This is a genomic window from Enterococcus sp. DIV0660C, assembly GCF_017316125.1.
Taxonomy (GTDB): Bacteria; Bacillota; Bacilli; order Lactobacillales; family Enterococcaceae; genus Enterococcus_B.
Window position 1 is genome coordinate 60,939 of record NZ_JAFLWA010000008.1, and the last position, 7,069, is coordinate 68,007.

6 protein-coding genes, 3 tRNA genes and 1 rRNA gene are annotated in these 7,069 nt (G+C 35.9%); 2 read left to right on the forward strand and 8 right to left on the reverse strand.

The window, feature by feature from the left end; genetic code table 11:
• Window positions 1-10: 10 nt before the first annotated feature.
• On the reverse strand, window positions 11-844 hold the full coding sequence (locus tag DOK81_RS01885) for a DUF72 domain-containing protein (protein ID WP_206907577.1): 834 nt from the start codon (window positions 842-844) through the stop codon (window positions 11-13).
• A 248-nt stretch (window positions 845-1,092) separates the two neighbouring features.
• On the opposite strand from DOK81_RS01885, the gene DOK81_RS01890 reads away from it, so the two are divergent.
• Window positions 1,093-2,061: an asparaginase gene (locus DOK81_RS01890; protein ID WP_206907578.1), complete on the forward strand. Its 969-nt coding sequence runs from the start codon at window positions 1,093-1,095 to the stop codon at window positions 2,059-2,061.
• Window positions 2,062-2,124: 63 nt separating this feature from the next.
• On the opposite strand, the gene DOK81_RS01895 is transcribed toward DOK81_RS01890, so the two are convergent.
• The 4 genes from DOK81_RS01895 to DOK81_RS01910 form a co-directional block, all read right to left on the reverse strand.
• Entirely contained in the window at window positions 2,125-2,862 is a 738-nt protein-coding gene (locus DOK81_RS01895; RefSeq protein ID WP_206907580.1) for an acyl-ACP thioesterase domain-containing protein, read from the reverse strand.
• Window positions 2,863-2,883: 21 nt separating this feature from the next.
• Window positions 2,884-3,711, reverse strand: a complete 828-nt coding sequence (locus tag DOK81_RS01900; RefSeq protein WP_206907582.1) for a fructosamine kinase family protein — start codon at window positions 3,709-3,711, stop codon at window positions 2,884-2,886.
• 230 nt (window positions 3,712-3,941) lie between these two features.
• A complete protein-coding gene (locus tag DOK81_RS01905) occupies window positions 3,942-5,270 on the reverse strand; it encodes a C1 family peptidase (RefSeq protein WP_206907584.1) in 1,329 nt (442 codons plus the stop codon).
• Between the two features lie 150 nt (window positions 5,271-5,420).
• Window positions 5,421-5,494, reverse strand: a tRNA-Asn gene (locus DOK81_RS01910).
• A gap of 257 nt (window positions 5,495-5,751) precedes the next feature.
• On the opposite strand from DOK81_RS01910, the gene DOK81_RS01915 reads away from it, so the two are divergent.
• Window positions 5,752-5,824, forward strand: a tRNA-Thr gene (locus DOK81_RS01915).
• A 449-nt stretch (window positions 5,825-6,273) separates the two neighbouring features.
• Here the strand turns inward: DOK81_RS01915 and DOK81_RS01920 are convergent.
• From DOK81_RS01920 to rrf, 3 genes are all read right to left on the reverse strand, one after another.
• Window positions 6,274-6,636, reverse strand: a complete 363-nt coding sequence (locus DOK81_RS01920; RefSeq protein ID WP_206907586.1) for an iron-sulfur cluster biosynthesis family protein — start codon at window positions 6,634-6,636, stop codon at window positions 6,274-6,276.
• 132 nt (window positions 6,637-6,768) lie between these two features.
• Window positions 6,769-6,842, reverse strand: a tRNA-Asn gene (locus tag DOK81_RS01925).
• Window positions 6,843-6,851: 9 nt separating this feature from the next.
• A 5S ribosomal RNA gene (gene rrf, locus DOK81_RS01930) occupies window positions 6,852-6,967 on the reverse strand.
• Window positions 6,968-7,069 lie beyond the last annotated feature (102 nt).

A 7,069-nucleotide genomic window follows, 5' to 3' on the forward strand; every position in this document is an offset into this window, starting at 1 on the left:
AGACTCCTTCTTAGAATAAGTCAATCTGGGTTGGGTTTAGACCCTCTGGTTCAAGTCCCAAAATATGTTGTAACATCAACGCATTTTCAGCCGCATCTCCGCCAGAATTATTATTGAAAATAATCCCAATTTCCTGCGTTTCATCCTTTAAACTGATGATTTCTTGCGCTAATTCTTCTAGCTCTTTATCAGAATAACGATAAAGTGTTCTCTTTTTTCGCCAATCTGCGTCGTTTGCTTGCCACCCTTGCACATTCCGACCGTGAAAACGAAACAAAGTAAATGTCTCGTTCGTGACAAACAAATCTCTAGGAACCGTTGCATTCAATAGTTGTGGTTCATCAATGATTGCTAATGAAAATTGTGCACGTCGCATAAATTCATGGGTTCGTTCTAAATAGTTTTCGCTATACCAAGAATAGTCACGCAATTCGATTGCGACAGGCAAATCTTTGAACCAAGCATGCAGCTTACGTAAATACGCTACACTTTCTTTTGAACATTTAAATGAAGCAGGAAATTGGATCAAAAAGCAAAATAATTTACCAGCATCAACCATCGGCTTCATTACATCTAAAAATTTATCAATCATTTCTTCTTCAGACTGATAATAATCTTGCCAGTTTCCTTGACCACTAATGCCTTGATAAGCTTTTACAACAAAACGAAAAGAATCAGGCACTTCTTGAATCCATTTTTCAACAGATGTTTTTCTTGGAATTCCATAATAAGCAGTGTCTAATTCAACAAGAGGTAAGAAAGCTGCATACTCAAACAAGGTATTATTTTTTTTACCAGTTAATTTGTCATGTTCTTTAAACGAGGTCAGACCTATACGGATCATCTACTTCCCTCCTAATTTGTTTTAACAAAAAAGTTTTCTAAAAATGAAAAACTCAACTGCATTTTCCTGCTAAAATAGCAGAAAATAAGTTGAGTTATCTAACACTACCGTAAGCACAGTCTTTTATTTGTCTTTTTATCAACAGAATCAACCAAATCTCACTTGTTTTCATAGATAGCAAAACTCTTTTATATAGTATACAATAAGCTTGAAACTCTATGCAAAATTATTGGTAAGGAAGTCGTCGAATGAAAAAAATTCTTGTACTACACACTGGCGGAACAATCGCCATGAAAGAAAATGTTTTAACCGGTGGCGTCAGTCCCGATGTTGCCAATCCATTAATGGATGCGGAAATCGAAATCCCTGAAAATGTGGAATTATTAGTTGAAGATATCTTTAATCTTCCCTCTCCACACATCATGCCAAATCATATGCTGATGTTGAAAAATCGGATTCAGGAAGCAATCAAAACTGGAGTAACAGGTGTTGTCATCACTCATGGAACAGATACATTAGAAGAAACAGCTTTCTTTTTAGATACAACGATTGGTGAACAACTTCCAATTGTCTTAACAGGTGCGATGCGCTCTAGTAATGAACTTGGTAGTGACGGCTTATATAATTTTGAAAGTGCGATACGAGTGGCTAGTTGTGCTGAAGCAAAAGATAAAGGCGTCCTGATCGTGATGAATGATGAGATTCATTCCGCACGCTACGTCACTAAAACACATACCACGAACGTAGCCACTTTTCGAACACCAACCTTAGGCCCAATTGGTTTAGTTACTAAGAATCGAATTCTTTTTATGCAAGAACTCTTACCTACTCATCACTTAGATATTGACTCAGTTGATGGTGTGATCCCTATTGTAAAGGCCTATGCAGGAATGCATGGAGAATTGATTGAAGCATTGGCTCACACCAAAGTCGATGGCTTAGTCATTGAAGCTCTTGGTGCAGGAAATCTTCCACCACAAACACTTGCTGCATTAAAAAAGCTACTTATTCAAAAAATTCCAGTAGTTCTTGTTTCAAGATGTTTTAATGGAATTGCTGAACCAGTCTATGATTACTCTGGTGGTGGCAAGGAACTGGAAGAGATGGGCGTGATTTTCTGTGATAGCATCAATAGTCAAAAAGCACGATTAAAATTATTAATTGCACTTAACTATGGTCTTTCCGGAAAAGAACTAGTTACATTTATTCATAATTAAAGAAATCAAACTAAAAAGAGGTTGGGAAGTACAAAACATACAGATACCCCAGCCTCTTTTTCATTATTTATTTTCCCATATGATATTCGCTTCGCAGTAAATTTGATCCTGCATTCGAATTTCATGTCTCGTTTTAACCCCATTTTCCACAGAAACTTGTTCAAAATGACTTTCGATTTCGTGACCATACTCAACCTCTTTGTCAAAACGAACCACAACATTTTTTGGTACATGTGTTGTTAAGAAATCACGTCCCAAAACATCAATCATCCAGTTAAAATACATTGCATTATTCACATGCTGATTGCTATCAATGTCATAAAATCGAACGCGATAAGGCAACATGAAACCTGCCTCAATTTTTTCGATTTTAGGTTGTCTTTTGATTTTTTTGATTTTTTCACTTTCAAAAGGTGCGATGATTTCTTCATTAACACTACTCATCTTTCGGTTCACAAAGTCCATCAAAACAAACACAGAATCAATCTTTACTAATTCATTTCCTGCCTCATCATGGATCCAGAAATTTCGATAACAAAAATATTTATTATACTCCATTGCTTGAGTTGTCACATTGACAATTTCACCTACTCGTGGAAGTCGTGTAATTTCCATCGAATAATTAGTGATTACCCATGTCAAACCAAATTTTTTGATAAAGTCACTACTTCTCCCCAATGAATCACTTTGATCCTCTGATGTTTTGATAACGATCCCTAGCATAGCAGGAAAAGTCATCGTTTGATTAATATCACATTCGTAATATGCTACTTCATGTTTTCTGGAATATTTCTTTGCCAAAAAATTATCCTCCTCTTACTTTCAAACTAATAATTGATCAACTTGCGCGCCATAACTTTCGCCAAACATATTCAAGTGAGCAAGTAAATAATATAACTGATAGACGGGTAAACGTTCCTTCCAGCCTTTATCCAGGGGATTTAGTTCTTGATAGCCTGCTAAAAATTCAGGGCGGAGCCCTCCAAATAACTGACTCATTGCTATATCCTGCTCGCGATTACCATATGAAACAGCTGGGTCAATCAACACCGGATGTCCTTGTTGGTCAAAGAAAACATTACCACTCCATAGGTCGCCATGCAAGAGGCTTGGGATAATCTTTTGCTCCCCAACATCACGTAAAAAAGATTCTTTGAATCGGAAAAATTTTTCTTGTCGCCAGTGATTCCAATGATTATTCGTTTCTGCAATCGTGAGTTGTTTTTCTAGGCGATTCTTAAAGAAAAAAGTCCACCAATTTTCTTCAAAAGTATTCGTTTGTTCCAAAATACCTAAATAATTATCTTCATAAAAACCAAATTGTGGTGCCGTTGCTTGATGAATTGTTGCCAAGGCACGTCCTAAATCTGCCTGATTCCCACTTCCAGGCTCGATCCATTCCATTAGTAAGTAAGCTCCATCGAATGTTTCCCCTAATAAATAAGTTTCAGGAACTCGGACATAAGGTGCCAATTCTTTCAGTCCATTCACTTCTACTTCAAAAAAACGACGTTTGACTTTTGGATGAATCTTCAGAAAATAAGTTCTCGTTTGTTCTTCAATTCGATATGCCTGATTGACATCACCACCAGCAATTGGTACAACTTTCCCAGTCAAATTTAATTCTTTTAGCACGGATTGAATTTCCATCTTATTTTCCCCCTAAATAACTCAGCCCTTTCACTTCCCAGTTGCCAACAGCACTCGTTTAATCTTTCTGTTATTAAAAATTATAGCATAGCTGATTAAAAAAACGTTGTTCATCGATTGAAAAGCAAATCAAAACAACCCCGTTCAGAGCAAATCAAATAAATGATTTATCTAAACGGGATTATTTTGAGTCCTTGATAACTGAGTATTCAGGTTGTATATTTATTGGATTAAGCTAAAGCGCCCATTGGATCCCAAGGTGCTAAAACAATTGGTTCTGCATTGAATGCTTCAAGTTGTTCTTTCGTTAATAAATCTTTTCGAACAACGATTTGATAAGTATACTCATCCATCCATTCATCACTCATTACAAAGAAACCTTTTGTTCCAACTTTTTCTCCCCAACTATTCTCAACTTTCCATTTAGTTGATTTGTCGTCTACTAGATCAACGCCAGTTAAGACCATTGCATGGGTCATCAAACTTTCACCAAAATCTAAACGTTCTGCTTTAGTCATTGTAAAATCAACATCGAATAAATCATTCATATCATACGCATCTAACGCCATGATCCCACTATCTCTAGTTGAAGATTGACCTACATCGCAGCCAAACCAAACAGATTCTCCTTGTTCTAATTGTGCAATCGCTAATTTTTTAAATGTCGGCATATCCACATTTAGATATTTAACTTCTTTTCCACCAACGACATTACCTAACATTTCAACTGTATATGAACGGTCAAAAGGCTTGTCTTCAGTTGGTGCATTAATGATACTGACATAGTCATCCAAATTCACGCCCACATATTTATCATAAAAAGTTTTCGGTGTTAGGTTTTGGTCGATATGGTAATTTTTTTCTTCATCACGGTATTCAAAATCAAAAGATTCTGGTGGTGTACCTAATGAAATCGCCAAAAATTGATAGACTTCTTTAAGCATTGCTTCTTTCTTAGCTTGTATTTCTGCTTCAGGTGATCCTTTAGCAACCAATTCACGCAAAGTAACTGCATCTTTACGCAGCATTTTATTCAAATAATTATTTAAGTCGCGAGAATTAGAACTATTTGCGCTTTCTGGCACAACAGACTTAGGTACTACTCCATATTTTTGGAATAAAGAAACAATCATATCCCATTGCCCGCCATCTTGTTGTGGTGTTGCTAACAAGAAAGCCACTTTACGACTTGTTAAGTCTTCTTTACCAGTTGCAATAACATTTTCATAGAAATAATTTGCTTTTTCATATTTATCCCAGAAAAAAGTATAATTCTGTGATAATTCAAAATCCTTTAGTTGAAATTGTGTAAGCATTTTATGACGGAACGTATTCAATGCTGCAAACATCCAGCAGCGTCCAGATTGCTTTTGATTCGCAACATTCCCTGTTGCTAGATCAATTGAAAATACGGGTGTATTCGCAACGTGAGCAGAAATGTTCTCTGCAGATGCAGAAATTCCATTTTTCACAACCGTACGTTGTAACGCCTGTTGTTTATTATTTTCTAGAAACTGTTCCTCAAACTTTTTTGTCATCTCAGGTGTAATAGCTGACATCCAATCATCCTTTCCAAATCCATGATATAATCACCATTCTACTCTTCTGCTCTAATAATTACAATCTGCCAAACAGACTTTCCTAGCAATCCTCTATTCAAAGGAAAATAAAAAAACACAACTCCAAAAAGTTGTGTTTTTTTATTCTTACTCCGGCAGTAGGACTCGAACCTACGACATCATGATTAACAGTCATGCGCTACTACCAACTGAGCTATGCCGGAATTAAGTACAAGAATATAATAGCAATTTATTTTACCACGTGCAATACTTTTTTTGTTTTTTTTTATATTTTTAGCTAAAAAAATTATCGCTCTTTCCATTTTTTTTAAATAAACCAATCTCTTTTATTCTTCATAAAGCACTACTGAAAATACAACTCTCACTGACGTATTTTAATTTATTACGTCCACTTTTCACCATAAATAGGATTGACAAATTTCATTATTTTCGCTATTCTATTAGTTGTGAAAATATTCATGCCGCTTTAGCTCAGCTGGTAGAGCACCACCATGGTAAGGTGGGGGTCGACGGTTCAAGCCCGTCAAGTGGCTTCCTTAAATAGCACAATACGTTGTTAAAACAGCGTATCTGTGCTGTTTTTTTATTAAGAAAGAAAGAAACTTCAGTTGTCAATACAGATTTCAAAGATGAAAAACTATTAACAGGTAGCTTATGACCACATTTTTTAACTGTTATTCTTTTGGCTAATGACAATCCATTAATATCGGAATTTATATTCCATTATCTAGTTGGTATTCTTTCATTGATTTAATGAGGACTATTCTTATATTTATGATTGCTACTTGGTGTTATCTAATTTTAAATTAGCCAATCTTTCTTTTATAAAAGAGGAACTCCAGTGACATCAAGTATTTCTCATGCCAGTCCTCCTTTTTGGACTAGGAACCTACATTCTTATCAGCAGTGGCGCTGAACTAAAAAACTCTCTTGTGTATACAATTTTTATACACAAGAGAGTTTTTCTTATTTAATTAACGAGTTACACAATTTTATTAGGACGAAGATCTACTAATTGAACATGGCTATCTAGCATACCACTGGGCCCCGATAACTTGAATACACCTAGTCGTGTATCAAGCGACAACGTCATCGCCTCGTCCATATACATCTTGGAGTAGTCTTTCACATAAAGCTCACCAACATCACTATCCAAAACTAATTGATAGTCTTCTTTTTTTTGTGCTTTATCTAAAACTAATAGACGAAAACTAGTGTCTAATGAACAAACTCCCATTTTGGAATACGCACCTACACCATCATCGAGATCAAGAATCACGACTGCCTCTTCATCTAAATATTTTTGTAATCGTTCTTGTGCTTCAGTAGAAATTTTTAAATACATTATTTAAAACCTCCTTATTCTTCCAAAAAAATGCTAACACATATCAATAAATATAGCGAGTCACTTGCTTCATCAGCTAATACAACAAAAAAGAAGGAAGAAATCGTAATGATTTCTTCCTTCTTTTTAGTACTCCGGCAGTAGGACTCGAACCTACGACATCATGATTAACAGTCATGCGCTACTACCAACTGAGCTATGCCGGAATAATACCAGCGTGGCGACGTCCTACTCTCACAAGGGGCAACCCCTCACTACAATCGGCGCTAAGAAGCTTAACTTCTGTGTTCGGCATGGTTACAGGTGTATCCTTCTCGCTATCGCCACCACACTGTGGTGTTATCTTATTGAGTTTGCTTTTGCTCACTCAAAACTGGATTTGAAGTAATCTCAAACTCTTCCGAGTTTTTTCTTTTACCATTCTTGGTTAAGT

Coding starts and splice junctions, on each gene's coding strand:
- DOK81_RS01885 (WP_206907577.1), bottom strand. CDS start 844: ATGATCCGTATAGGTCTGACCTCGTTTAAAGAACATGACAAATTAACT.
- DOK81_RS01890 (WP_206907578.1), top strand. CDS start 1,093: ATGAAAAAAATTCTTGTACTACACACTGGCGGAACAATCGCCATGAAA.
- DOK81_RS01900 (WP_206907582.1), bottom strand. CDS start 3,711: ATGGAAATTCAATCCGTGCTAAAAGAATTAAATTTGACTGGGAAAGTT.
- DOK81_RS01905 (WP_206907584.1), bottom strand. CDS start 5,270: ATGTCAGCTATTACACCTGAGATGACAAAAAAGTTTGAGGAACAGTTT.
- DOK81_RS01920 (WP_206907586.1), bottom strand. CDS start 6,636: ATGTATTTAAAAATTTCTACTGAAGCACAAGAACGATTACAAAAATAT.